Source organism: Tsuneonella mangrovi (assembly GCF_002269345.1).
In the GTDB taxonomy this organism is placed as follows: Bacteria; Pseudomonadota; Alphaproteobacteria; order Sphingomonadales; family Sphingomonadaceae; genus Tsuneonella; species Tsuneonella mangrovi.
On sequence record NZ_CP022889.1, the window covers coordinates 705,459 to 728,610 of the forward strand.

Sequence of the window (23,152 nt, forward strand, 5' to 3'; positions counted from 1 at the left end):
TAAAGCACGCAATGAGTGATGAAACGCCCGATAGCCTGATCCCGTACGACGAAATCGTGCAGGAGGCGCTGCGCGCCGTGGTGGGCCGTGTGCTGGGCGAAATCGAAGCCGGCGGCGGCACCCTGCCGGGCGAGCATCACTTCTACATCACGTTTAAGACCGGCGCGCCCGGGGTCACCATCCCGCCGCACCTGCGCGAGCGCTTCCCCGACGAGATGACCATCGTCCTGCAGAACAAGTTCTGGGACCTGAAGGTCGACGAGGACGGATTCACCGTGGGCCTCAGCTTCAACCAGGTTCCCGCGAAGCTCGATGTCCCGTTTTCCGCAATCACCGCTTTCGTCGATCCGGCGGTCGATTTCGGACTGCAATTCCAGGCAACCTCGGGCGAGGTCGAGCCCGAAGCGCACGACGATGCCGAAAACGACGGTGGAGAGGGCAAGCCTCACCCCGCGGTCACCGAAAGCGAAGACGGCTCGAACGTCGTCACGGTCGATTTCGGCAAGAAGAAGTAGGCTGCACCTACGGCCAAGGGAGCATCGATGTTCGGTCGCTCGAAACGCACCAAGGAAAATCTGGTCGAGCCGGAAGCGGAAGCTCCGGATTTGGCCGAGGACGCGCCCGAGCCGCTTGCGCCCGCGATCGAACAAGAGGCGATGCGTGGCCCGTCCCCCAACCCCGCCACCAACCTGATGATCCACGACGTTGCACTGCGGGTCGGCGGACGGATGCTGCGCACGTCGCTTGAAAAAGGGCTGCTATCCAACCGCTACGGCCAATCGCGCGCCAAAGAGATGATCGATGGCCGCTCGGGCACGTCGGCGCTGGCCAGTTACCTCGCAACGCGCATGGCGACACGCTCGCTGCCCGGCGCAATCGTGGTCGGCACGGGACTGTTCGCCAAGACGATGTTCGACCGTAGCAGGGCAAAGCGAAGGGTGCGGCGCGAAGCCGAACGCGCGCTGCGCAAGCAGAAGAAGCTGCCGCCCGCAGATTGACCATCGCGACGTGCGGGGTTGATTTCTTTACCGCCTATGCGGCAACAGCGCGCATGGCCGACTCCACATCCGCAACGTCTCCCCTCGCCCGGCGCGGACTGATGTTCATCCTGTCCTCGCCAAGCGGCGCAGGCAAGACGACGATCAGCCGGATGCTTCTTGCAGCGGACGGCGAGATCAAGCTCTCGGTCTCGGTCACCACCAGGCCGCCACGCCCCGGCGAGATCGATGGGGTCCATTACCACTTCGTGTCGGACGAAAGGTTCGACGCAATGGTGGCGGAAGACGACTTTTACGAATGGGCCCCGGTGTTCGGGTATCGCTATGGCACCCCCAAGGGTCATATCCGCAACGCGCTGAAAGATGGGCAGGATTTCCTGTTCGACATCGACTGGCAAGGCACCCAGCAGCTCTACCAGAAAGACCAGCAGGATGTTGTGCGGGTATTCATCCTGCCGCCGAGCATCAAGGAACTGCGCCGTCGCCTCGAATCGCGCGCGCAAGATAGCGATGACGTAATCGACAGCCGGATGGAGCGCGCCCGCGGCGAAATCAGCCACTGGGACGCTTACGACTACGTAGTGATCAACGACGACGTTGACGCGTGCTTCGCCAAGGTCGCCAAAATCCTCCACGCCGAGCGCATGAAGCGCCAGCGCCAGACCGGCCTGATCCCGTTCGTGCGCGAATTGATGAGCTAGCGACGGCGGAAAGCTGACTGGCAGCGAACGAAACGTTTGCGGACTGCCATCACGCCAATTTTTTATCCCAGAAATTGGCCAGCGACAGTCCTCTAAAATCCAAAGCCGAGCCTTGTTGGTTCAACGTGTTGAGCGAAATGCCAGATCAGTCGCGGCGGACCGCTTCCCCATTGCGCGAGCAATGGCGACCTGACGTTGATCGGCAGCGGAAGCGCGAGCTGCTTTCACGCATTGCCTTATTTCGGATAGATCTTCCTCATTCCACCAGCTGGTGGTCCGACAGGCACGACGTATAGCATGGGCGATCCGGTGATCGAGTTCGGCTTGACCTTCCTGTGTTGTGATGTCGATGTCGTGGTATCCGACGATTACTGTCTTTGGCTCCTGCGCCATAGCAGGTGAAGCCACGGCGACCAAAGCGATGGTCGCGGCTATAATAACTTTCAGCATGGCAAAGTCCTCTCGATAGTGCGGCAGTCAAAGCGCCGCAGAGGGGAAATGATGCCACCTTGAAAGCGAGCGGGCCTGACCCCGGAGCTAATCATTCGCGCATCGGAAGCTGATCCTTCGCTGATCAGGCTTCCGTGCTTCAAAATCGTATGGTCTTCATTCGATGGATGTTCTGGAGTAATTCAGACCGAGAATGTCGGAGTGATCGCCAATGCCTCCCGCCGCTGCATTCGAACAAACGAATGGCTTTGCTCCAGAAGAGCGGATCGATCTCGCGCATCAGGATTCGTTTGTTCTTGGACCGCTGACGATCCAGCCTGCGCTGCGTCGGATAGCTCATTCGGACGGCGAAGAGGAATTCCTGCAGCCACGTGTCATGCAGGTGCTGGTGGCGCTCTTTCGCGCAAATGGCCGGATTCTATCGCGGGATGATCTCATCCAGTCGTGCTGGGATGGCAGGATCGTGGGAGAAGCATCGATCGATCGCGTGATTTCGCAATTGCGCAGGGTTTCGGAGGGAATCGGGCGGCGCGCGTTCTCAATCGAAACTATCAAACGGGTTGGGTATCGCCTTGCCTTTGCGGAGGGCATTTCGGCCGAGGATGCGTACAGCACAACTGCGGTTGGAAATTCGGACCTGCAGTCAACTTTTGTGGGAAGACTTCCCCGCCGACGGATCCTGGTGTTCGGCGGCGGCGCAGTTCTGCTCGCAGCTGCGAGCGCAGGCGGATTTTTCATTCGGCGGCTCACTGATCCGGCGATACCGCCCGAAGCTCAAGCGCTCATTGCGCAAGGTTGGCAAGCGTGGGCTCAGGCGACAGCCGATGGTCCTGACCAGGCGTTGGGATTCTTCCGAAGGGCGACCGAATTGGCACCTAACTATGCCGACGCCTGGGGACTGCTTGGTTGCGTCTACGCGGATGCCTCGCATCGCGATACGATAGAGCGCGTCGCGACGTTGCGTGATCATTCGCGATCCGCAGCGCAACAGGCACTGGAGCTAGACCCACACAATGCCTACGCTCGTGTCGCTTTAGCTTATGACCGACCGATGATGGGCAATTGGCTGCACATGGAACGGGAATTCCAGCGTTCACACCGGGAGCAGCCCGATCGGCAGATCGTTATTCATGCAATCGGAAGCACGCTTCTTCGGGTGGGACGCTGTGCCGAAGCTGCCTCCGAACTGAAGCGTATTCGGATCAAGCCCGATGCTCCAATTACCTACCTGTTGAGGGTTGTCGCGGAGTGGGGGGCGAATCGTATCGAGCAGGCAGATCGGCTGATGGAAGAAGGTGTCGGGCTCTACCCTGCTCACTCTGCTCTCTGGGAAATGAACCTACAGCTCGCCATGTTTGGGGGCAATCCGCGCAAGGCAATCGCGCTGATTGACGACGAGCAAGCGCGTCCGGCAGGCATGGATCAAGGCGAGATCGATCGCCTGCTTCTCCTTGGGGAAGCGATCGCGAGCCGTGATCCTGACAAGGTCGAGCGTGCGGCGAAGAACGAAAAGGCAAGGGCGCATCGAAGTGAGATCGATGCTCAGAATGCCATTCTTGCCGCTGCAGCGCTCGGGCGAACGAACGACGCCTTCGTTATCCTAGATGCGTTCTATTTTTCGCGTGGTTTCTTAGTGCCCGACAGCCCGCCGCAGAGCGGTGACGCAAGCGAGGCGAGGCTGGACGAGCGCAGCACCGCATTTCTCTTCTTGCCAGTAATGCGACCGATTTGGGCCGATCCGAGGTTTGGTAGTATCACTTCGGCTCTCGGTTTGGAGCGCTACTGGCAAGAAGCTGGAGTTCAGCCGGATTTTCGTCGGGCCTAGTCAGTCGGCGTCCTTCGCAGATGCTCAAATTATGGCTTTGAACGCAACGCGACAATCGTAACCGTAGGGCGTCGTTCCATCCTGCGTGCGATCGCAGCCTGACGCTGCGCGCGCGCGTCAGCATAAGCGGCTTTCATGCAGTGATCGATGTCAAAGTACTCTTTCGCATTCATCCAGACGTCTGCACCGCAGACATTTCGAACGGCTTCGTCGATCCGATTGTCGAACGCAGCCTGTCCTTGCGGGGTTGAAATATCGAGATCTTCGTATCGCACTGGGACCTTTACCGGCTTTTGCGCCATGACTGGCGATGCGACAGCGACCAACGCTAATCCCAAGAAGGCAGTAGTTCGTAGCATGGCAAGATTCCTCTCGATGCCGCAGCCAACAAAGGTGCCGCGGAAAGGAAAACTTGCCACTTTAAACGCGGGCGCACCTTACCATGAAGCTAATCGTTCGCGTATCGGAGGCTGATCCTTCGCTGATCAAGGCTTCGATCGACCATTCCACACCAATCTAGATGTTTCCTGCTGCGTCGGAATAACAATGTCCGCTAACCACCCCATTGCAGACATTGAGTTGCCAGTACCAGATCCTGAGAGCGGCCAGTCCGGAATTTCCCTCACTCCTCGGGCGGCTGCCACAGTTCCAGCTTCACGCCCGCCGGATCGACGATCCACGCGAATTTGCCATAGTCCTCGCTTTGGCGATCGAGCACTTCGACGCCTTCGCTCTCGATCCGCGCGACCATTCCATCGAGGTCGTCGACCATCAGGTTGATCATGAACGGCTGGTCTGATGGCTTCATGTAGTCGGTGTCCGCCGGGAACAGGCTCCATTGCTGGAAGCCTTTCGAGACGTCGGTGAACATCGCGCTGCCCCAGTCGGTCAGGTCGAACCCGAGCACGCGTTGGTACCAATCGCGCATCGCGTCAGGGTCCGCCGCCTTGTAGAAAATACCGCCTATGCCGAATACTTTGGCCATCGTTCGTTCCTCCCCAGGAAGCGAACGCGATAACACGGACTATCCGTTCCGGCGAGCGCCCGATTGATCCGTTTCAGGGCCGTCCGGCGCGCGGCACGTCGACCTTGGCGGCAACGATCTTGCCGAGTTTTTCCGCCGAAACGATATCGCGGTGCGACGTGGGGGCGACCGCCATGAACAGCGTCTTCCCGTCCGCCCCGCCCAACATGCAGGCAAACGTGTTGAGATCGCCGGTCGGCACCGTGTCGAGCACCTTGCCGCCCTCCCCGATGCGAACGCATTGCGGCGAGAGCGGATCGGCGATCCACACCGCACCTTCGGCATCGAGGCAGATTCCGTCGGGCACGTGCGGCGCGGTCGGCGCCCACACCCGGCGATTGGAAAGTGAGCCGTCAGTACCGATATCGAACGTGGTCAGGCACATCGCCAGCGTTTCGCCGATGATCATCGTCTTGCCATCGGGCGTGATGACCGTGCCGTTAGGGAAACTGAGCCCGTCCGCCGCATCGCTGACGCTGCCGTCCGGTTCGACCAGCGCGAGCACGGTCTTCGGGTGGTCGGCAATCACAGCTTCCGGCCCGCGCGCATCGAGATCGGCATCGAGGTCGAACCCGAAGTTGCCGACATAGGCACGGCCATGCGCGTCGACGACCATGTCATTGGCCCAGAAATTGGCATGACCCGAGAGATCCGCATGGAGCGCGAACCGCCCGTCAGGCCAGCGCCGCCACACCTCCTGCGCTTGCATCTTGACGACCAGCAGCGAACCGTCGGGCATCCATCCGAGACCCGACGGCTGTCCGCCGTCGTCGAACTGCACTTCGACCCGAAGGTCGCTACCGTCCTCGTTTACCGAGCAGACCTGGTGAGCATAGAAGTCCGAGAACCACAGCCGACCGTCATGCCACCGCGGCCCTTCGCCGAAATGGATACCCGAAACGACTTCGTGCAGTTCGCTGGCCATGGCTCAGCGCCCCGCTGCCGGGTCCGCGAAGTGGGTCGGCAGGTGCGCGTTCACGATGCCGCCATCGACAGTGAGCGTTTCGCCGATCGTGTAGTCTCCCGCGCGACTGGCGAGATAGACCGCCGTTCCGCCCATATCCCACTTGTCGCCCACGCGCTTGCTGGGAATGCCCTTGGCGCTTTCCGCTTCCATGTCGCGCGCCACGCGGTTCATGTTCGACGGGAACGCCCCCGGTGCGAGGCTCGTCACGTAGATATGATCCTTCACTAGCCGCGCGGCCATGCGACGGGTCAAGTGGATCAGCGCCGCCTTGCTCGCCTGGTAGCTATAGGTCTCCCACGGATTGACGCGCTGCCCATCGACCGAGGTGATGTTGATCACCTTGGCAGGACGATCGGCGCTGGCCGCAGCCTTGAGCAGACCGTGCAGCTTTTGCGTGAGGAAGAACGGCGTCTTGACGTTCAGGTCCATCACTTTGTCCCAGCCAGCCTCGGGGAACTCGTCGAATTCCGCGCCCCACGCCGCACCGGCGTTGTTGACGAGGATGTCCAGCTTCGTCTCGCGGCTGGAAATTTCCGCCACCAGCTCGTCGATCCCTTCCATGGTCGAGATATCGCCCTGGATCGGGATGACCTTTTCGCCCAGTTCAGCGGCAGCCTCGTGCAATTCGCCGCCCTTACGCGCGGTGATATAGACCTTGGCACATCCGGCAGCGAGGAAGCCTTCGACGATCATCCGTCCGATACCCCGGCTACCACCGGTGACGAGCGCGATCCGGCCATCGAGGCCGAACATTTCCTGCAGGTTCATCCAATCTCTCCCGTTCGGCTCAGTAGCCGCTCATCTCTGCCACACGGCCCGCGTGGTAATAGACATCGCCCATGAACTCGGCGAGCGCGCGGTCGCGCTTCATATAAAGCCCGATGTCGTACTCGTCGGTCATACCGATGCCGCCGTGCATCTGCACGCCTTCCTTTACCGCGAGGCCCGCCGCCTTGCCGACCTTGGCCTTCGCGACCGAGGCCATCAGCGAGGCGTTCTCGGCCCCGGCATCGAGCAGTTGCTGCGCCTTGATGACCACGGCACGGGCGATCTCGACCTCCGAATAGAGGTGCGCCGCACGGTGCTGCAGCGCCTGGAATTCACCGATCAGACGCCCAAACTGCTTGCGCTGCTTGAGGTAGTCGATGGTCATGTCCATCGATCCACGCGCCACGCCGACGCCTTCGGCCGCCGCGCCGACGCGCCCGGCATCGAGCACGCGATTGAGTACGTCGCGACCACCGTCGACTTCGCCGATCACGGCATCGCCATCGAGCTCGACAGCGTCGAAGGTCACATGGCTTGCCATCGAGCTGTCCACCAGCCGCACCGAGTTATGGCCCACGCCGGCGGCATCCTTGGGCACCGCGAACAGGGTCACGCCCTCAGCATCGTCGTCAGACCCGGCGGTACGCGCAGCGACGACGATCATGTCCGCGCTCGCGCCCTGGACCACGAAGTCCTTCTTGCCGGTCAGCTTGAACCCGTTGCCCGACTTCTCAGCCTTGCAGGCGATCCGGTCGGGATTGTGCTTGGGGCCTTCGTCAATCGCCACGGCGAACACGCTGTCGCCCGCCAGCAGGCCCGGCAGGTAGCGGCCCTTGAGGTCGTCGCTGCCCAGGCCCAACGCGGTCGCAGCCATCACCGAGCTAGTAAGGAACGGCGAAGGGGTCAGGTTGCGTCCGATTTCCTCGAGCACGATCCCGGCTTCGACATTACCCATGCCCATGCCGCCATCGGCTTCGGGAACGAGTATCCCGGTGAAGCCCATTTCGGCCATCTGCTTCCACAGGGCATGGCCGAAACCATCCTTGCAGCCCTTATCGCGCCAGTGGCGCAGCTGCTTGGCGATCGCGCCTTCCTCGCCCATGAACTGGGCAGCGGTGTCGGCCAGCATCGTCTGGTCGTCGTCGTAATAAAGAGGCATCGATCAGGCTCCCGGCAGTTCGAGGATACGTTTGGCGACGACGTTGAGCATGACCTCGCTGGTCCCGCCCTCGATCGAGTTGGCCTTGGTCCGCAGCCAGCTGCGGGCCTTCGAGCCGCCGTTCGATTCCTCGCTGTCCCATTCAAGCGCGGCCGAACCGCCCGCCGCCATGATCAGCTCGTTGCGACGCTTATTGAGCTCGGTCCCGGCGTATTTCATCATGTTCGGCTGGGCGGGGTGCGCCTTGCCGACCTTGATCTCGTCGAGGAACTTCTCGCCCATCGCCGAATAGGCCAGCGCGTCGACGTCGAACATCGCCAACTCTGCACGCAGCACCGGATCGAGAACGCCTCCGGCCGCACGAGTAAGCATCGCGCCGATCCCGGCCCCGCGCTCGGTATCGCCAGCGCCAGAGATCATCTCGCGCTCGTGGCCAAGCAGGTACTTGGCTACGTCCCACCCGCGATTCACTTCGCCTACCTGCGCGGGGATGCCGTCGGCGTATTCCTTGGGCACCTTCACGTCGTCGAAGAAGGTCTCGCAGAACGGGCTGTTGCCGCTGATCAGCAGGATCGGCTTGGTCGAAACGCCTGGCGAGGTCATATCGAACAGCATGAAGGTGATGCCGCGATACTTGTCGTTCTTGTCGGTGCGGACGAGGCAGAAGATCCAGTCCGCCTTGTCGGCGTAGCTGGTCCAGATCTTCTGGCCATTGACGACCCAGTGATCGCCCTTGTCTTCGCCGAACGTCTGCAACGACACCAGGTCCGACCCGCTGCCCGGCTCCGAATAGCCCTGGCACCAGCGGATTTCGCCGCGGGCGATTTCATTGAGGAAACGCTGCTTCTGCACCTCGGTGCCGAAATGAAGCAGCGCCGGGCCAAGCATCCAGATACCAAAGCTCTGAAGCGGGGCGCGCGCGTGGATCCGCGCCATTTCCTCGCGCAAGACCTTCGCTTCTGCCGGGGAGAGCCCTGCGCCGCCATATTCCTTGGGCCACGCCGGGACGGTGTAGCCCTTGTCGCGGCACACTTCGAACCATGCTTTCTGCGCATCGTTCTTGAAAGTGGCATTGCGCCCGCCCCAATAGATATCGGCGTCTTCGCGCACGGGCTCGCGCATTTCGGCGGGGCAGTTCGCTTCCAGCCACGCGCGGGTTTCTGACCGGAACTGGTCGAGATCGGACATCGCTCTCTCCTTCTCTTTCGGCGCGACCGTAGGAGCGATTCCCGCCCCATCGCAAGGCCTGAATTGATGCCATACCGCTGCTACCGCCTTGCCGTAGCGTCAAGCGATCGAGCGTTGACGAAACGCGGCAGTCCAGTAACGTACCCGGTATACGAAAGGCCCGTGCACAGAGGCCGCAGGAGAGCGATGCAAGCCCCCGATTCCCCCCGCAGCTCGGTCGGCGCGCGAGTCGCCAACTGATGATTCCCGCATCGGAAAAGCTGCCGACCCGGATCGTGGTCGCCAACGGCTTCGGGTCGATCGCTTACGGGGTCAAGGACAACGGCTTTTCGACATTCCTGCTGATCTTCTACAGCCAGGTCGTGGGGCTCGATGCCAAGCTCGTCAGCCTTGCGCTGATGTTCGCCCTCATGGCCGACGCCTTCGTCGATCCTCTGATCGGCCACCTGTCCGACCGGACATACACCCGCTGGGGTCGCCGGCACCCGTGGCTCTATATCGCGCCTTGGCCGCTCGCGGTCGCGTGGATGATGCTGTGGTCCCCGCCCGAGGACCATACCCATATCTTCCTCTACCTCGTGGTGGTCGCGATCCTCGTACGGACGCTGGTTTCGGCTTGTGAGGTGCCTTCGCAGTCGCTCGTGGCAGAGCTCACCACCGACTACGAGGAGCGCACCCGGCTGACGCGCTTTCGATACCTGTTCGGGTGGGCCGGAGGATTGCTCGCTTTCTTCCTCGCCAACGCGGTGTTCCTGCGTTCCGACGCGACCCACAAGTTCGGCCAGCTCAATCCCGATGGCTATTGGAAATATGGCCTCGCCGGTGCGATCATCATGCTCAGCGCGGTGCTGATCTCGGCGATCGGTCTCCACCGCCGGGTTGCGCACTTGCCGGCAACGCGGCCCGAGCCAAGCTCGCCGCTCCATGCCTTGAAGGAAATTGGCCAGTCGCTGCGTCATCCCGCGGCAGTCATCCTGCTTTCCGCCGCGCTGATCGCGATTTCAAGCACGCAGATGACCTTCACCATCGCCAACTTCCTGTACCTCTATGTGTGGCAGTTCAGCGAGTTCTTCTTCGCGCTGCTGCCGTTCCTGCTGATGGCTTCGGTGTTCCTCGCGTTCACAGTGGTCCAGCCGCTCCATCGCCGGATCGGCAAGCGCGCCACTGCGGTTGCATGCGGGTTCGTGACGACCGGCTTCTGGATTACGCCCTATGCCTTGCGTCTCGGCGGGATCTGGCCGGTCGAGGGCACGACCTTTTCCAGCATCCTGTTGATGAGCTTCATGTTCGTTTCGAACGCCGCCGCGGTCTCCGGCATGGTTTCCGCACAATCGATGCTCGCAGATGTCGTCGAGGCTTCGCAGCAGGAAACCGGGCGCCGCACCGAAGGGGTGTTCGCATCCGGCTGGATGTTCGTCCAGAAATGCGGGACAGCTGTCGGCATCGGCATCACCGGCGTGCTGCTCGATTATGCCGGGCTGCGCAGCCATGCGATCCCCGGCCAGGTCGATCCGCTGGTGATCGACAAACTGACGATCGCCTACGCGGGGATCGTGGTTGTCGCGGCAGCGGCCTCGACCTACACCTTCAGCCGGTTCCCGATCTCGCGCGCCGACCACGAAGCACGGCTGAGTGCGCTGGCGGCCGCCGCAACTATCGATCACGACGCGGATGGAGCTCATCCGTAGAAATTGACGAACGGCCTTGGCGGGCGAATGCGACTCTGCCACGGTCCTGAATTGAAACCGACTCGCGAATGGCCTGTTTCGAGGGCGAGTCACCAAAAGAGGAATAGCGGACATGGATTTCGACCCCACCGAACGGCAGACCCACTGGCGCGACCGCGTGCGCAACTTCATCGAAAACCATGTCCGTCCGCGCGTCGGCGACTACGTCGCACAGGACAAGGAAGGCGAGCGCTGGAAAGTGATCCCGGTGATCGAAGAGGAAAAAGCCCGGGCCAAGGCGCAAGGGATCTGGAACCTGTTCATGCCGCCTCAGTCCGGTCGCGCACACGTCGACGACACGTTCGAATTTGAAGGGCCTGGCCTGACAAACCTCGAATACGCGTTGTGCGCGGAAGAAATGGGCCGCATCGGTTGGGCCAGCGAAGTATTCAACTGCTCCGCCCCCGACACCGGCAACATGGAAGTGTTCCACCGCTACGGAACCCGCGAGCAGAAGGAACAGTGGCTCAGGCCGCTGATGAACGGCGAGATCCGCTCCGCCTTCCTGATGACCGAGCCGCAGGTCGCCAGTTCGGATGCGACCAACATCGAATGCTCGATCAAACGCGACGGCGACGAATACGTCATCAACGGGCGCAAGTGGTGGTCGTCGGGCGCGGGCGATCCGCGCTGCTCGGTCGCAATCGTGATGGGCAAGACCGATTTCGAGGCCAAGCGCCACCAGCAGCAATCGATGATTGTGATGCCAATGGACGCGGAAGGCGTCGAGATCCTCCGCTACCTGCCGGTGTTCGGCTATGACGACGCGCCGCACGGTCACATGGAAATCAAGCTCAACAACGTGCGCGTTCCCGCCAGCAACATGCTGCTTGGCGAAGGGCGCGGGTTCGAAATCGCGCAGGGCCGCCTCGGGCCGGGCCGCATTCACCACTGCATGCGCACGATCGGGGTTGCCGAGGAAGCGCTTGAGAAGATGTGCAAGCGGCTCCAATCGCGCGTCGCATTCGGCAAGCCGATCTTCCAGCATTCGATCTGGGAACAGCGCGTGGCGCAGGCACGGATCAATATCGACATGACACGCCTGTTGTGCCTCAAGGCAGCCGACATGATGGACAAGGTCGGCAACAAGGCCGCCGCGCAGGAAATCGCCATGATCAAGGTCCAGGCGCCGAACATGGCGCTACGGATCATCGACGATGCGATCCAGGCTCACGGCGGCGGCGGCGTGTCGGACGACTATGGTCTGGCCAGCGCCTACGCCCACCAGCGCACGCTGCGCCTGGCGGACGGACCGGACGAAGTCCACGCCCGCGCGATCGCCCGGATGGAATTCGCCCGCCACGCACCGTCGCCTGACGAGGAATCGTTCAGCTCGGGCGACATGGGGGCCACCCGATGAAGGCTGCCGTCCTTATCGAGCCGAACAAGCCGCTGGAGATCGAGGAACTCTCGATCTCCAAGCCGGGCCCGCATGAAGTGCTGATCCGGACTGCGGCTTGCGGGCTTTGCCATTCGGATCTCCACTTCATCGAAGGAACCTATCCGCACGCCCTGCCCGCTGTGCCCGGACACGAAGCTGCGGGGATCGTCGAAGCGGTCGGCAGCGAGGTTCGCACCGTCAAGCCGGGCGATCACGTCGTTTCGTGCCTCAGCGCGTTCTGCGGTCACTGCGAGTTCTGCGTGACTGGCCGAATGGCGCTGTGCCTCGGGGGTGAGACCCGCCGAACCGCAGACCAGGCCCCGCGCATCACCCGGCCTGACGGCAGTACGGTCAACCAGATGCTCAACCTCTCGGCCTTTGCCGAACAGATGCTGATCCACGAGCACGCCTGCGTGCGGATCAATCCCGAAATGCCGCTCGACCGGGCGGCAGTGATCGGATGCGCGGTCACCACCGGTGCCGGTGCGGTGTTCAACGCCTGCAAGCTGGTGCCGGGTGAGACCGTTGCAGTGGTCGGTTGCGGCGGCGTAGGACTTGCGGCCATCAACGCCGCCAAGATTGCCGGCGCGGGCCGCGTGATTGCCTGCGACCCGGTGCCCGAGAAGCGCGAGCTGGCCAAGGCCTTAGGTGCTACCGATGCTGTCGATGCGCTGGCCGAAGACGCCGCCCAGCAGGTCATCGCCATGACCGGCGGCGGGGTCGACCACGCGATCGAGGCGGTCGGACGGCAGGCATCGGCCGACCTGGCCGTAAAAGTACTGCGGCGCGGCGGAACAGCCACGATCCTCGGGATGATGCCGCTCGACTGCAAGGTCGGGCTTGGCGCGCTGGACCTGCTCGGCGGCAAGAAGCTGCAGGGCGCGATCATGGGGATGAACCGCTTTCCAGTCGACCTGCCGCGCCTGGTCGATTTCTACATGCGCGGCTTGCTCGATCTCGACACGATCATTGCCGAAAGGATCCCGCTGTCCGGCGTCAACGACGGATTCGAGAAGATGAAAAAGGGCGACAGCGCGCGCAGCGTGATCGTGTTCGATCAATGAGCGTGCCCAGCCCCGAAATCGCCGACGCGACGAAGGCGTTCTCGGGCACGGTCGAACCGTCCGAGGCCGATCATCTCGACGAAGCCAGGCTCACCGCGTGGATGGAAGCCAACGTCGAAGGGTTCGAAGGACCGCTGACGCAGGCCAAGTTCAAAGGCGGACAGTCGAACCCGACCTACAAGATATCGACCCCGAACAAGAACTATGTCCTGCGCCGCAAGCCATTCGGCAAACTGCTACCCAGCGCGCACGCGGTGGACCGCGAGTTCCGTGTCCAGTCCGGCTTGCACAAGGTCGGCTTCCCGGTCGCGCGGCAGTTCGGCCTGTGCACCGACGACGATGTGGTCGGTTCGTGGTTCTACGTGATGGACATGGTCGACGGCCGCACGATCTGGGATGGTGCCATGCCCGGTGCCACTGCCAACGAACGCCGTGCAGTCTACGATGCGATGGTCGATACCCTCGCCGCGCTCCACAACGTCGATATCGAGGAAGCGGGGCTCGAAACGTTCGGCAAGCCGGGCAACTACTTCGGCCGCCAGGTCGATCGCTGGACCAAGCAGTATCGCCTGTCGGAAACCGACACGCTGCCGTCGATGGAGAAGCTGATCGAGTATCTCCCGGCGACCCTTCCCGAGCAAACCCGGACGAGCGTGGTCCACGGCGATTACCGCATCGACAACATGATCTTCGCGAAGGATCGCCCCGAGGTACTCGCTGTGCTCGATTGGGAGCTGTCGACGCTCGGCGATCCAATGTCGGATTTCACCTACTTGTGCATGATGTACGTCACCGAGAACGGCGGCCGGTCAGGCGTGATGGACCTCGACCGCACGGCATTGGGCATTCCCGAACTCGACGAAGTCGTCGAACGCTATTGCAATGCCACTGGCCGCACCGAAGTGCCCGACATGAACTGGTTCTTCGCCTACAACTTCTTCCGCCTTGCGGGCATCCTCCAGGGGATCAAGAAGCGGGTGATCGATGGCACCGCCAGTTCGGCTCATGCCAAGGCGCAATCGGACCGGGTTGCTCCTCTGGCCGACAAGGCATGGGAATTCGCGGTGAAAGCAGGCGCCAGCTAGGCGCGCGTCAGAACCGGGTATTCCAGCGCAGCGCCACGCCCTTGTCGTCGGGCAATGATGCGATGTGCCCCGGATCCTTGCGGTAGAACAGGCTGGCCGAAGCGCTGCCGCCCCACAGCGGGCCGCTCCACGCCAGTTCACCGTCCATCTCGCGTCCGTGCGGGGTGAGCGGCAGTGTGCGAATGCCGTAGGTCGTTCCCAGCGTCGCATAGTCGTAGGAAATCGGCAGATCGAGCGCGAGCCCGCCGCTTTCGACCCGTAACGGCTGCGAAACCCGCAAGCCAAGCCTGTCGGCATGTGCGAAAATCCCGATCCGCTGCACGTCGAGCGACCACGCACGGCTTGTCAGGTTGGAACCTGAAGTTATGAACCCGGCATGGTCGGCGCGGGTCCATCCCTGGCGAAACGCACCGCCCAGTCGCCAGCCCTCGGCAAACCGCCACCCGGCAGTGGCATCGACGAACAGCGTATTCGCCCCGCCCCCACCGAGCGAATTGGCGAAATATCCGCCGAGCACGGTGCGATCTTCCTGCAACCACGTCGCTCCCAGCGAAGTATCGACCGGACCGAAGCGCCGGTCGGCAGTGAGCGCGAAGTTGCGGGTGCCGTATCGTGCACGCCAGCGATCGAGCACGCCGTTGGCCTCGCGAACCGTGCCGAGCCACGCCTGTCCGCTTTGCCCGCTGAAGGTCAGGCCCCAGCGCCCCAACCGCTGTCGAAACGCGAATGAGGCATCGGCGCTCTCTGAGAAACCCGTGTCGCCATTGGCGTCGCGTGCGATCAGGAATGCTGGCCGCTCCTGCCCTTGAACCTGTGCGACAAGCCCATTGGCGCTCTCGCGAATGGCAAATCCCATCGTCGTGGTCGGCGCAAGCTTGAGCGCGACCTGAGCAGCCAGCACCCGCGACTGTTCGGCATCCTCCTGCGTCAGGCGAAGCGGTGCGGACCAGCCGGGCGTGCCCTGCGCGCCACCAGCCACCGTGAAAGCCAGCGACACATTCTTGCCGCTCGCACCAAGCTGCCTTGTCCCGGCGTCGACCGCGCCAAGCAGGCGCGGCATGACGGCCGCTGTGCGCATCGTCGGCCCCAGGTTCACGTTGTAGGCCCGCCGGTAACCGTCGAGGACCACTGCATCGAGCGTGATCTGAGTCATCGAATCGCCCATCGCCGAGGAAGCGACGGCCGCGCTGTCGGCCAGCGGGACCAGAGTCGAGCTGCCCGCCATAGTCGTCGTGCCCTGCGGTGCAAACGCGGCAGCAATGTCGAGAATTCCGTGACCGTAAGTGGAATCGACGCCTGTCACCCCTGCGTCGGTTGCCGAATCAAGCAGTATCTTGACCATTTCAGCACCGGTGAGGTTGGGAAAAGCCTGCTTGAGCAGTGCGACCGCCCCCGCCACTTGCGGCGCGGAAAAGCTCGTGCCCGACAGGACCGTGACGTAATCGCCATCGGCCTTGTGGGTGATCAGCATCGTGCCGTTCTGGTATTCGCAGCACACTCCCTCGCCGAGCGCGGTGAGGTAATAGGCCGCGTCGCTGCCCGCACGGTTGCTGAAGCTCGAGATCACGCCTTTGTCGTTGACCGACCCGACAATGATGACATTGGCGCCACCGGCAGCCCTGACCTGGCTGGCAAAAGGATCGGGGTTGTTGGGGTCGATCTTGGGATCGCTTCCATCCCCCCCATTGCCAGCTGCGACCACGACCACCACGCCCGCTGCGGCGGCATTGGCGATCGCCTGTTGCATCGTTGCCGTGATGCCGTCCGCGCCACCGAGGCTGAGGTTGATCACCGTCGCTCCGGCTGCGACCGCATGGTTGACCCCCTTGGCAATATCAGTGTCGTCGAACAGGCAGCCGCTATCCGGATTGTTGGGGTCGAACGTCGCGCAAGACCCCGGCTGGTCGGCCCGCAAAGCGACGATCGTGGCATCGAAGGCAATCCCCATTACGCCGGAATTGTTTCGCGCCGCTGCTGCTACGAGCGCAACCTGCGTGCCATGACCGTCCTGGTCGTCGATCGAGCGTGTTCCGGCGACATCGACGCTCTTGGGATCGATCCGTCCGGTGAATTCGGAAGTCGTCGTGTCGATCCCTGTATCGACAATCCCGATCTTGATGCCCTGTCCGGTCGCTCCTTGCTGCCATGCGGTGATTGCATTGTGGAACGCGGGCCCGGTCGATTGCTGGTATTCGGTGGTGTTGAAGTTGGTCGTCGATGGCGTGGGAGTCGGCGTCGAAGGAGTGGTCGTCGTGGGAGGCGGAGTCGAGGCAACGCTTCCACCGGAGCCGCCGCATCCGCTCAAGACGACAACGAAGAGGGCCACAACACCGCATCTCAAGCGCGTTTGCGCTCCAGCTTTGCGACTTGCCGATGTTCCGTTGCGTCCCATGCCTGCGTCCCACGGTGCAATTTGCAGCGGATAGTCCATAGCACGGATTGCTAAAGCGTCCCTGAACACGAATTCATGGACCTTTGCATATTGCCGCGCACCCAATCGGCTTGCAGCGGGCCACCGGTCTCGCTAGCGCCTCCCCGACCAACCCAACAGGATTTGCAGCTATGCCCGACGACACCGCCCAGCTTGCCGCCGCCATCGATGCCGCGTGGGAATCGCGGACCGAGGTCACGCCCGGTAGCGTCGAGGTGGCCGATTCCGTTGCGGAGGCGCTGCAATTGCTCGACGATGGCAATGCGCGGGTGGCCGAGCCTGACGGCAACGGCGGCTGGCACGTCAACCAGTGGCTCAAGAAGGCCGTGCTGCTCAGCTTCCGCCTGCAAGACAACCGAGTGATGGAAGGCGGCAGCGCAGGCACCCCCGCTTTCGACAAGGTTCCCAGCAAGTTCGCCGGCTGGGGCGACAACCGCTTTCGCGATGCAGGGTTCAGGGTCGTGCCCGGCGCTGTGGTGCGGCGCGGCAGCTATATCGCGCCCGGTGCGGTTCTGATGCCGAGTTTCGTCAATATCGGCGCATATGTCGGCGAGGGTGCGATGATCGACACCTGGGCGACGGTCGGTTCGTGCGCGCAGATTGGCAAGAACGTGCATATCTCGGGCGGCGCAGGCATCGGGGGCGTGCTCGAACCGCTCCAGGCCGACCCGGTGATTATCGGCGACGGGGCCTTTATCGGCGCGCGCGCCGAGGTTGCCGAAGGCGTGCGGGTGGGCGAAGGCGCGGTGCTGTCGATGGGCGTCTATCTCGGCGCATCGACCAAGATCGTCGATCGGGCGACCGGCGAAGTACACATGGGCAAAGTGCCGCCTTATGCAGTGGTCGTGCCCGGTTCGCTGCCGGGCAAGCCTTTGCCCGACGGCACGCCGGGCCCGAACCTTTACTGCGCTGTGATCGTCAAAACGGTGGACGCGCAAACCCGCTCCAAGACCGGCATCAACGAGCTCTTGCGCGACTGACACGATCTCATAGCGGATCGGAACGCTCGCTCGCCCGGATCGTTGGAGTGGCGGACGGGTAATCCGATCAGGAGATCGTGAGCCATGAACACCCGAACCGACCAGATAGTCGAAACCGAAACCCATGCCAGCGGCGGCTCGAAGGAAGGTGTCGTTCGTTGGGTGCTGGGGGTCGGTCTGATCCTCGCCATCGCGTCTCTCTCGCTGATCTGGATCAACGGAGCGACCGACCACCCGATCAGTTCCGGCCAGGGCGACGTGAGCGCACAAATTGCCCAACAAAAGGCGCAGGATGACGATATGCCCGATGCAATCGCGGCCAACAAATCAGACGAACTCAGCCCCGGAAGCGAGAATTACAGCTACAATGGCATGCTCGAGATCGAGCAAAACAGGCACGCGACACAGCAGCAGTAACGCGCGCGTCGATGACCTGAGAAAGACAGTAGCCTGAGACTAGAACGCAGTCGGATTCTCGATCGGCGGATCCGAACGATGCGCTGTCGCATAGGCTTCGGCAGCCTTCATCACCCGCATGATGTTTCCACTCGATATCTTCTCGAGGTCAGTCTTCGAATATCCGCGCCGCGCGAGTTCGGTGAACAGTGCGGGATACCCGCTCACATCCTCTGCCCCGACCGGCCCGACTTCCATCCCGTCGTAATCGCCGCCTACGCCGACATGGTCGATCCCGGCCACTGCACGGATATGGTCGATATGGTCGGCCCAGTCGCTGATGGTCGCCTGAGGAGCGGGATTGGCCGCTTCCCACGCCTTCATCGCCGCGGCAGCCTTGTCGGGCTGGCCGAGCCACAATGCGTTGAGTCGGGCTTCCTCTCCCGCCTTGGCGGCACCCCATTGGCGCAGCTTTTCGCTAAGGAACGGCGGATACCCGACGCTCATCACCACCCCGCCGTTGTCCTTCAGGCGCGCCAGCACGGCATCGGGAACGTTGCGGGAGTGGCCATCGACCGCCCGCGAGCCGGAATGGCTGAAGATCACGGGCACCTTGGCTACGTCGAGCGCATCCATCATCGTTTTCTCGCTGACATGGCTGAGATCGACCAGCATCCCCAACCGGTTCATCTCGCGCACTACGTCGCGGCCGAAGTCGGTGAGTCCGTTATGAGCGGGCGTATCGGTGGCGCTGTCGGCCCACGGGGTGTTTTTCGAGTGGGTCAGCGTCATGTAGCGCGCGCCGAGTGCATACATCTGCCGCAGGACCGCGAGGCTGCCGTTGATCGAATGGCCGCCCTCCATCCCGATCAGCGAAGCGATCTTGCCCGCCTTGCGCGCAGCAATCACGTCAGCGGTCGAAGTGGCGAGCTGCATCCGGTCGGGGTGGCGCGCCACCACCCGCTTGATCACGTCGATCTGCTCGAGCGTGGCCTGCACCGGCGCGGAACCTTGCAGGTCGGCGCTGACATAGACCGACCAGAACTGCGCCCCGACATGCCCCTTGGCCAATCTCGGCAAGTCGGTGTGCATCGACGGCCCGCCGTATTCAGTGACCGGCTCATCGGTGGTGTCGTTGAAGTCGAAACTGGCGAGGACATCGCGCATCCGCTCACGCAGCTGCTCGGGTACGTCGTTATGCCCGTCCCACACCGGTGCTTCAGATAAAGCAGCTTCAGCCACCTGTTGCGGGGTCTGCGCGAACGACGGCGTCGCCACCATCAATGCCGCCATGCCGATCGCCAGGTATTTCATTGCCTTGCCCCCCATTCACCGATTTCCCCAGGAGAAGTGGTAACCCTTCTTAGGACGTGTGACCATCTCCAACCTTCACGCTACAAACGTGGCCATCTGCAAGCAACCGGAGGAACCGTGAGCGAAGCCGACAGGATCATCGAACGACTGGACCTTGCACCGCATCCCGAAGGCGGTTGGTTCAAGGAAACGTGGCGTGCGCCGATTGCGAGCGGGCAACGCGCATCGTCGACCGCTATCCTGTTCCTGCTGAAGGCAGGCGAGTGCTCGCATTGGCACCGCGTCGATGCCGCCGAGATTTGGCTGTGGCACGCCGGCGATCCGCTGATGCTGTCAATGTGCGAATCCGACGAAGGACCGGCGGAGCGGATCGAACTCGGGCCGCCGTCGACCGCAACCAGATTGCTCCAGGCCGTCGTCCCGCCCTACTGGTGGCAGGCAGCCGAACTCGCTGGTGGCGGCCAGGAAGGATATACGCTTGTGTCCTGCGTGGTTGCGCCGGGCTTCGAGTTCGCGGGGTTCGAACTCGCACCGCCGGATTGGAAGCCGGGCAAAGGCGGCCAAGCAAGCGAGATGCACCAGCACGAGAGGAAACTCTGACGTGACTCGCAAACGTAGCGCCACTCGCTGGTTACTGGCGGTTCTCTATGCCGCCGCCGGCTACCTGCACATCATGCTGCCCGCGCCGTTCGTGAAGATCACGCCGACTTGGGTGCCTTACCCGGGGATCGTCATCGCACTGACGGGAATCGCCGAACTGCTCGGTGCGGTGGGATTGTCGCAGCCATGGTCACCGCGACTGCGGCGAGCGGCGGGAATTGGTCTGGCACTCTATGCTCTGTGTGTCTGGCCCGCCAACTTCCATCATATGGCGCTGGACATGGCACGCCCCGATCACGGGCTGGGGTTGGCCTATCATGTCCCCAGACTGCTCGCACAACCGCTGCTGATCTGGGCTGCGCTGTGGGCGAGCGAAGCGACCGATTGGCCGTTCGCTCGCCACACGAAACGCTAGGTGCTGTTCGCCGGAGCGATCAGCTCATGTGCTTCGAAACGGCACCGGTCATCTTGAACATCGAGATCTGGGCCGAGCCGGTCACCTTGCCGAGCGCACCATCGGGATTGATCTGGCGCTTGTCCTTGCTGTCCTGCAGGCCGTGCTTCTTGATGTAGTCCCACACCTTCGAAGTCACCTGGGCGCGAGTCATCGGACCCTTGCCGACAACGGCTTCGAGTTCCGGCGTCAGGTTGACCGGCTTCTGGAGTGCATTGTTCTTACCAGCCATAATCTGGTCCTTTCGTGTTTGTTATGGTCAAAAGTTAGTCGAAATCGTCGCCTTCGGTCCAGTCCTCCTCCGCTTCGGACCGGGCATAACTGCCTGTGCAAACCGCCGCAGCGACCACATGACCGTCGATTGCGGCGAAAACCTCGTCTTTTCCGGCGCCCGGCATCAGCGTGAGAGGCAAGTCGAGCGCGAACAGTTGGAACACGTAATCGTGCGCCTCATCGTCGTGCGGGGGCTGCGGCAAGAGCCATTCGGAATTGCCGAACCCGTTCTTGCCGACGCGCGGCGGAACTTCGCCTTCGAGCAGCTTTCCCTTCTGCGCAGGCAGGCCCCAGACCAGCCAGTGGACGAACGGGTCGTCGCCCACCGCATCGGGATCTTCCACTACCAGCACGAGTTCGTGCGCGCCGGGCGGCGGCGCGGTCCACTCCAGAGGCGGGGCGACGGCGTCCTCCTCGTCGGCGGTAAAGCAGGGATCGAGTTCCTCGCCATCGCGAAAAGCCGGGCTCGACAGCGTGAACCCGCCGCGCCCGAGCGTCTTCTCATCGGCCATGCGGGCAATCGCCAGCCGACCGTGCGCCGGCCGAGGTGCACCTCGGGGCGAACGCAATGCCGGCGCGAGCCACGCTGGAACCGTATCTGCCATCCGGCCCTTCTCCCTTTCCTACGCCGCTGACCCTAGGCGCATCGCGGTCCCGCCGCGTCTAAGCAACCCCGTAAAGGCGCTTTTCGACACCATTGTGGGGCGTTTCGTCGCGCTTTTGATGCTATTTTCTTGGATTCGCGACCTTTTCGCAGGTTGGCGATGCCGTTTACCTAGCCTTCGCCCCGGATGGACGGGATATCGATCACGTCGAGCGACTCGCGCAGCAGCCGCTCGGCCCGGTTCCGGGCTGCCGTATCCGGCAAGTTGAGCGAGCGCGCTAGCGCCTTGCCCATCAGCGCATCGCCCAGCGCCATCAGGACAAGGGTCAGGGTGTTTTCGTGCAGCGCCTGGACGCCTTCGTGGGTCGCCGCTTCCCCCGGGGCGATTTCGTCGACCAGTTCGTGGATCGTCTCGACAATCGGATCGAGCGCGTCTTCGTTGCCGCTGAGCAGCATCCAGCTGGCGAGCGCGCCGGCCCCCTCCTTGTCGAACGCATCGAATGTCAGGTCGACCACTTCGCGCGGCGAACCCAACCCCGCGCGGCTTGCCTCGACCGCTTCCTTGATGGTTGCGCAAACTGTTTGCGCGAGGTGCGCGGCGAGCGCTTTCTGAAGGCCGGAAGCCGATCCGAAGTGGTGCAGCAGGTTCGCATGCGTGCGTCCAATGCGTCCACCGACCGCCTTGAGCGTGACCGATTGCGGCCCGGTTTCGATCAGCAGGTGGCGTGCTGCTTCGAGCGCAGCGGTGCGCGATTCTTCAGGGCTGAGGCGCTTGCGACTTGCCATCGATTCACATGCTTAATAAAATCATAATCATGAGCGACACCGAACATGCACGCCTAGAGCGCCCGGTCGCTGCGGGCAAGCCCGCGAATGGTCCACCCAGCGCGACTCCGGCCGAACACGAGCTGATCGTGCGCGACGAGCGGTTCTGCCGCGAGAGCCGCCCCCCGCGCTGGTGGCACTCGAACGATCCTGTGGCGACTGCATGGTACAACTCGGTCAGCGCCAGCCTTCCGCGCGGCGAAGCATTCTTCATCGACACGCTCAAGAAGTTCCGCGGCAAGATGCCGCCACACCTCGAAGCGCAAGTGAAGGCTTTCGTGCGGCAGGAAGTGAACCACACCCGCGAACACGTCGCTTTCAACCGCCTGACCGCCGCGCACGGCTACGACGTCGAGTCGATCGATCGCGGGATCTACGACATGCTGGAGATGATCGACGGACGTCCGGACGAATTCTACCTTGCGGTCAGCTTCTCGCTCGAACATTTCGCTGCCGTCATCAGCAACCGCCTGCTGTCCGATCCGCGCTATCTCGAAGGGGCTGATCCGGAGGTCGCGCACCTGTGGCGCTGGCACGCGGCAGAGGAAATCGAGCACAAGGGGCTGGTTTACGACGTGTGGCTCTATGCCACCCGCAATTGGTCGGCGTGGAAGCGTTACAAGACCCGCGCTTTGGTCGCGGCGCTCATCACCAAGAAGTATTTCGGCAACCGCATCCGCGATGCGGTCGGCCTGCTCGAGCAGGACGGGTTCGACAAGCGCATCGCGCGGCGCAAGCTCTATGCTTTCCTGTGGCTCAAGCCGGGCATGATGCGGCGGATGTTCTTCGAGTGGGCCGCGATCCTGATGCCCGGCTTCCACCCCTGGAAGCACGACAACAGGGCGCTGATCCAACGATACGAGAGCGATTATCCCGCTGCCGTGATGCCCGCAGAATAGCCGCTACGAGGCAAATTCCTTGTTTTTTCTGAAGTCTTC

General features: G+C 62.6%; 25 protein-coding genes. 13 read left to right on the top strand and 12 right to left on the bottom strand.

The genetic code is table 11. The annotated features are described in order from the left end of the window. Positions 1 to 11: 11 nt before the first annotated feature. Genes CJO11_RS03430 through gmk form a run of 3 tightly spaced genes read left to right on the top strand, consistent with a single transcriptional unit; the run spans position 12 to position 1,699 of the window. Positions 12 to 515, top strand: a complete 504-nt coding sequence (locus CJO11_RS03430; protein WP_095013190.1) for an SspB family protein — start codon at positions 12 to 14, stop codon at positions 513 to 515. Between the two features lie 27 nt (positions 516 to 542). Further along, the gene (locus CJO11_RS03435; RefSeq protein ID WP_095011458.1) at positions 543 to 998 is read left to right on the top strand and encodes a hypothetical protein; all 456 of its coding nucleotides are present in this window, start codon (positions 543 to 545) and stop codon (positions 996 to 998) included. A gap of 53 nt (positions 999 to 1,051) precedes the next feature. Next, complete coding sequence (gmk, locus tag CJO11_RS03440) at positions 1,052 to 1,699, top strand: guanylate kinase (protein WP_095011459.1); 648 nt, start codon at positions 1,052 to 1,054, stop codon at positions 1,697 to 1,699. Between the two features lie 120 nt (positions 1,700 to 1,819). Here the strand turns inward: gmk and CJO11_RS03445 are convergent, their stop codons facing one another. Next, positions 1,820 to 2,149, bottom strand: a complete 330-nt coding sequence (locus tag CJO11_RS03445; protein WP_095011460.1) for a UrcA family protein — start codon at positions 2,147 to 2,149, stop codon at positions 1,820 to 1,822. Positions 2,150 to 2,360: 211 nt separating this feature from the next. Here CJO11_RS03445 and CJO11_RS03450 point away from each other — a divergent pair, with 211 nt between their 5' ends. Further along, the gene (locus CJO11_RS03450; RefSeq protein ID WP_095011461.1) at positions 2,361 to 3,974 is read left to right on the top strand and encodes a winged helix-turn-helix domain-containing protein; all 1,614 of its coding nucleotides are present in this window, start codon (positions 2,361 to 2,363) and stop codon (positions 3,972 to 3,974) included. Positions 3,975 to 4,003: 29 nt separating this feature from the next. On the opposite strand, the gene CJO11_RS03455 is transcribed toward CJO11_RS03450, so the two are convergent. The 6 genes from CJO11_RS03455 to CJO11_RS03480 form a co-directional block, all read right to left on the bottom strand. Further along, positions 4,004 to 4,393, bottom strand: a complete 390-nt coding sequence (locus tag CJO11_RS03455) for a UrcA family protein (protein ID WP_150124967.1) — start codon at positions 4,391 to 4,393, stop codon at positions 4,004 to 4,006. 203 nt (positions 4,394 to 4,596) lie between these two features. Beyond that, positions 4,597 to 4,959 carry a VOC family protein gene (locus tag CJO11_RS03460; RefSeq protein ID WP_095011463.1) on the bottom strand — a complete coding sequence of 121 codons (363 nt, stop codon included), beginning with the start codon at positions 4,957 to 4,959 and terminating at the stop codon, positions 4,597 to 4,599. Between the two features lie 73 nt (positions 4,960 to 5,032). Beyond that, positions 5,033 to 5,923, bottom strand: coding sequence for an SMP-30/gluconolactonase/LRE family protein (locus CJO11_RS03465; RefSeq protein ID WP_095011464.1), 891 nt, complete (start codon positions 5,921 to 5,923; stop codon positions 5,033 to 5,035). A 3-nt stretch (positions 5,924 to 5,926) separates the two neighbouring features. Beyond that, complete coding sequence (locus CJO11_RS03470) at positions 5,927 to 6,733, bottom strand: SDR family NAD(P)-dependent oxidoreductase (RefSeq protein WP_095011465.1); 807 nt, start codon at positions 6,731 to 6,733, stop codon at positions 5,927 to 5,929. A 19-nt stretch (positions 6,734 to 6,752) separates the two neighbouring features. Beyond that, a complete protein-coding gene (locus CJO11_RS03475) occupies positions 6,753 to 7,892 on the bottom strand; it encodes an acyl-CoA dehydrogenase family protein (RefSeq protein WP_095011466.1) in 1,140 nt (379 codons plus the stop codon). Between the two features lie 3 nt (positions 7,893 to 7,895). After that, on the bottom strand, positions 7,896 to 9,080 hold the full coding sequence (locus CJO11_RS03480) for an acyl-CoA dehydrogenase family protein (protein WP_095011467.1): 1,185 nt from the start codon (positions 9,078 to 9,080) through the stop codon (positions 7,896 to 7,898). 239 nt (positions 9,081 to 9,319) lie between these two features. Here CJO11_RS03480 and CJO11_RS03485 point away from each other — a divergent pair, with 239 nt between their 5' ends. The 4 genes from CJO11_RS03485 to CJO11_RS03500 all read left to right on the top strand — a co-directional run bounded on the left by CJO11_RS03485 (position 9,320) and on the right by CJO11_RS03500 (position 14,337). Continuing rightward, positions 9,320 to 10,768 (top strand): MFS transporter, encoded by a 1,449-nt coding sequence (locus CJO11_RS03485; protein ID WP_095011468.1) that lies wholly within the window; start codon positions 9,320 to 9,322, stop codon positions 10,766 to 10,768. 112 nt (positions 10,769 to 10,880) lie between these two features. Then, positions 10,881 to 12,167, top strand: coding sequence for an acyl-CoA dehydrogenase family protein (locus tag CJO11_RS03490; protein WP_095011469.1), 1,287 nt, complete (start codon positions 10,881 to 10,883; stop codon positions 12,165 to 12,167). Beyond that, positions 12,164 to 13,252 (top strand): Zn-dependent alcohol dehydrogenase, encoded by a 1,089-nt coding sequence (locus CJO11_RS03495; protein ID WP_095011470.1) that lies wholly within the window; start codon positions 12,164 to 12,166, stop codon positions 13,250 to 13,252. Before CJO11_RS03490 ends, CJO11_RS03495 begins: the two co-directional genes overlap by 4 nt. Next, positions 13,249 to 14,337 carry a phosphotransferase family protein gene (locus CJO11_RS03500; RefSeq protein WP_095011471.1) on the top strand — a complete coding sequence of 363 codons (1,089 nt, stop codon included), beginning with the start codon at positions 13,249 to 13,251 and terminating at the stop codon, positions 14,335 to 14,337. Before CJO11_RS03495 ends, CJO11_RS03500 begins: the two co-directional genes overlap by 4 nt. A 7-nt stretch (positions 14,338 to 14,344) precedes the next feature. On the opposite strand, the gene CJO11_RS03505 is transcribed toward CJO11_RS03500, so the two are convergent. After that, positions 14,345 to 16,663 carry a S8 family peptidase gene (locus CJO11_RS03505; protein ID WP_169829127.1) on the bottom strand — a complete coding sequence of 773 codons (2,319 nt, stop codon included), beginning with the start codon at positions 16,661 to 16,663 and terminating at the stop codon, positions 14,345 to 14,347. Between the two features lie 236 nt (positions 16,664 to 16,899). Here CJO11_RS03505 and dapD point away from each other — a divergent pair, with 236 nt between their 5' ends. Together dapD and CJO11_RS03515 are read left to right on the top strand one after the other, a co-directional pair. Continuing rightward, positions 16,900 to 17,748 (top strand): 2,3,4,5-tetrahydropyridine-2,6-dicarboxylate N-succinyltransferase, encoded by an 849-nt coding sequence (gene dapD, locus CJO11_RS03510; protein ID WP_095011473.1) that lies wholly within the window; start codon positions 16,900 to 16,902, stop codon positions 17,746 to 17,748. A gap of 84 nt (positions 17,749 to 17,832) precedes the next feature. Next, complete coding sequence (locus CJO11_RS03515) at positions 17,833 to 18,165, top strand: hypothetical protein (RefSeq protein WP_095011474.1); 333 nt, start codon at positions 17,833 to 17,835, stop codon at positions 18,163 to 18,165. Positions 18,166 to 18,204: 39 nt separating this feature from the next. Here CJO11_RS03515 and CJO11_RS03520 read toward each other — a convergent pair whose 3' ends face one another. Further along, positions 18,205 to 19,473 (bottom strand): dipeptidase, encoded by a 1,269-nt coding sequence (locus tag CJO11_RS03520; RefSeq protein WP_240504545.1) that lies wholly within the window; start codon positions 19,471 to 19,473, stop codon positions 18,205 to 18,207. 102 nt (positions 19,474 to 19,575) lie between these two features. On the opposite strand from CJO11_RS03520, the gene CJO11_RS03525 reads away from it, so the two are divergent. Continuing rightward, positions 19,576 to 20,058, top strand: coding sequence for a cupin domain-containing protein (locus CJO11_RS03525; protein WP_095011475.1), 483 nt, complete (start codon positions 19,576 to 19,578; stop codon positions 20,056 to 20,058). Between the two features lies 1 nt (position 20,059). Continuing rightward, a complete protein-coding gene (locus CJO11_RS03530) occupies positions 20,060 to 20,473 on the top strand; it encodes a DoxX family protein (RefSeq protein ID WP_276270782.1) in 414 nt (137 codons plus the stop codon). A gap of 19 nt (positions 20,474 to 20,492) precedes the next feature. Here the strand turns inward: CJO11_RS03530 and CJO11_RS03535 are convergent, their stop codons facing one another. The 3 genes from CJO11_RS03535 to CJO11_RS03545 all read right to left on the bottom strand — a co-directional run bounded on the left by CJO11_RS03535 (position 20,493) and on the right by CJO11_RS03545 (position 22,175). Beyond that, positions 20,493 to 20,744, bottom strand: a complete 252-nt coding sequence (locus CJO11_RS03535; protein ID WP_095011477.1) for an SWIB/MDM2 domain-containing protein — start codon at positions 20,742 to 20,744, stop codon at positions 20,493 to 20,495. Between the two features lie 34 nt (positions 20,745 to 20,778). Further along, positions 20,779 to 21,390, bottom strand: coding sequence for a YbhB/YbcL family Raf kinase inhibitor-like protein (locus CJO11_RS03540; RefSeq protein WP_095011478.1), 612 nt, complete (start codon positions 21,388 to 21,390; stop codon positions 20,779 to 20,781). 170 nt (positions 21,391 to 21,560) lie between these two features. Then, a complete protein-coding gene (locus tag CJO11_RS03545) occupies positions 21,561 to 22,175 on the bottom strand; it encodes a TetR/AcrR family transcriptional regulator (RefSeq protein ID WP_095011479.1) in 615 nt (204 codons plus the stop codon). 29 nt (positions 22,176 to 22,204) lie between these two features. Here CJO11_RS03545 and CJO11_RS03550 point away from each other — a divergent pair, with 29 nt between their 5' ends. Then, positions 22,205 to 23,113, top strand: a complete 909-nt coding sequence (locus CJO11_RS03550; protein WP_095011480.1) for a metal-dependent hydrolase — start codon at positions 22,205 to 22,207, stop codon at positions 23,111 to 23,113. Positions 23,114 to 23,152 lie beyond the last annotated feature (39 nt).